The sequence below is a fragment of the Rubneribacter badeniensis genome, from assembly GCF_002899695.1.
GTDB classification, from domain to species: domain Bacteria; phylum Actinomycetota; class Coriobacteriia; order Coriobacteriales; family Eggerthellaceae; genus Rubneribacter; species Rubneribacter badeniensis.
Window position 1 is genome coordinate 1 of sequence record NZ_PPEL01000162.1, and the last position, 1,507, is coordinate 1,507.

General features: G+C 41.4%; 1 protein-coding gene. It reads right to left on the reverse strand.

The features are described 5' to 3' along the window. Window positions 1-351 precede the first annotated feature (351 nt). Window positions 352-1,335, reverse strand: a complete 984-nt coding sequence (rlmN, locus tag C2L80_RS13450; RefSeq protein WP_002584956.1) for a 23S rRNA (adenine(2503)-C(2))-methyltransferase RlmN — start codon at window positions 1,333-1,335, stop codon at window positions 352-354. Between the last annotated feature and the right edge of the window lie 172 nt (window positions 1,336-1,507).

Consider the following 1,507-nt stretch of genomic DNA (forward strand, 5'->3'; position numbering starts at 1 on the left):
GGGCATGGCTCTCCTCCAATATGCTTCTTGTCTCGACAACTCGAATCATACCGGGGCGGGCCGTGCCCTCCTTCCTATCTGGACGCTATCCTGCTGTCAAAGTGCGCAAAAAATTGTACGTTACCGACCGCAAAGCATTAGGCGGGTTACAGTAAATAAAAATGGACACGGCGATACCTCCCCGATACCGCCGTATCCTTAAAAAAGGGCGACTTTAATACACTACCCGCAATCCATTCTATAATAGGGAACAGCGGCTTTTGCGCAATATTAAATAAAAAAGCCGATAACACATAGGTTTTTTGACCTAATGCGTTATCGGCTCTGCGTCTATGCGTCTGGCACTTTTAATCATTTTTTTTTGAATTTATTATATGTGTTAGCTAACTGTCCACAAGCCGCGTTAATCTCTCTGCCATGAGAAACTCTCATAGTAACTTCAAGTCCTGCTTGCTCTAATTGATGTTTGAATGCAACTATTTCCCGTTTCTGTGGTGCTTTAATTCTTGAATTGCTTGTTGGGTTGTATTGTAACACGTTAATCATAACTTTTTTGCCCCGAAACCATTTTGCAAGTTGTCTTACATCTGAGGGCCGGTCATTTATACCCGGTAAAAGCAAATACGCAAAGACAATTTTGCGATTATGCCTTTCAGAATAGGATAAGGCTTGCTTAACAACATCTTCAATAGCATATATGCGCATGTGAGGAATAATACGATTTCTTGCAGATTGTGTTGCTGCGTGTAAAGATATTGTCAACTGAATTTTAAGATGTTCCTCGCGCAATTTTTTTAATTGATCGACCGGACCAACTGTTGATATGGTAATGCCGTCGGTTGGAAAGTTGAGCCCATATCTATCTCGGAGAATATGGATTGCTTTTATCAAGTTGTCATAATTGAATAAAGGCTCTCCCATACCCATAAAAACGATACGGTTTACTTTTCGACGCAACAATATAATCTGTTGTACGATTTCTGACGATGTTAGATTACGAACAAAGCCATTTCGCCCGGACTCACAAAAAATACAACCAACAGGACAACCGACTTGTGTGCTCACGCAAACAGTTCCACCATCTCGCCGCTTGATAAAAACCGTTTCAATGTATTTGTTGTCTTTCAGTTCGTAAACATACTTTTCAGTATCACTGCTTTTGCAAATATTTTTTACCAACATTGATAGATTTTTTTTGCGTGGTAATTGCTTATATAATTCTTCATATAAGGCTTTTGCTTCATTCTCGCCAATAACTTCCGACATTTCTTTGTAAGTAAATCCGTATGGATCATTCCGTACTTCCGCAGGCGTATATTTAGGTAAACGTTTCATTTTTATATCCTTTCTTCTAAATAATAAAAGTTTGTTTTTCTGTATTTTGGGGGTGCGGACAAAAAGTTGGACACTCCGGTGTCCGGATTGGAGTCCGCATGTACCCGTTGGAGACCAGGGAGCTCGCCGTGGAGGCCGTCGCGGCGGGGTTCAGCCTGACCGAGGCGGCCGA

Coding starts and splice junctions, on each gene's coding strand:
- rlmN (WP_002584956.1), bottom strand. CDS start 1,335: ATGAAACGTTTACCTAAATATACGCCTGCGGAAGTACGGAATGATCCA.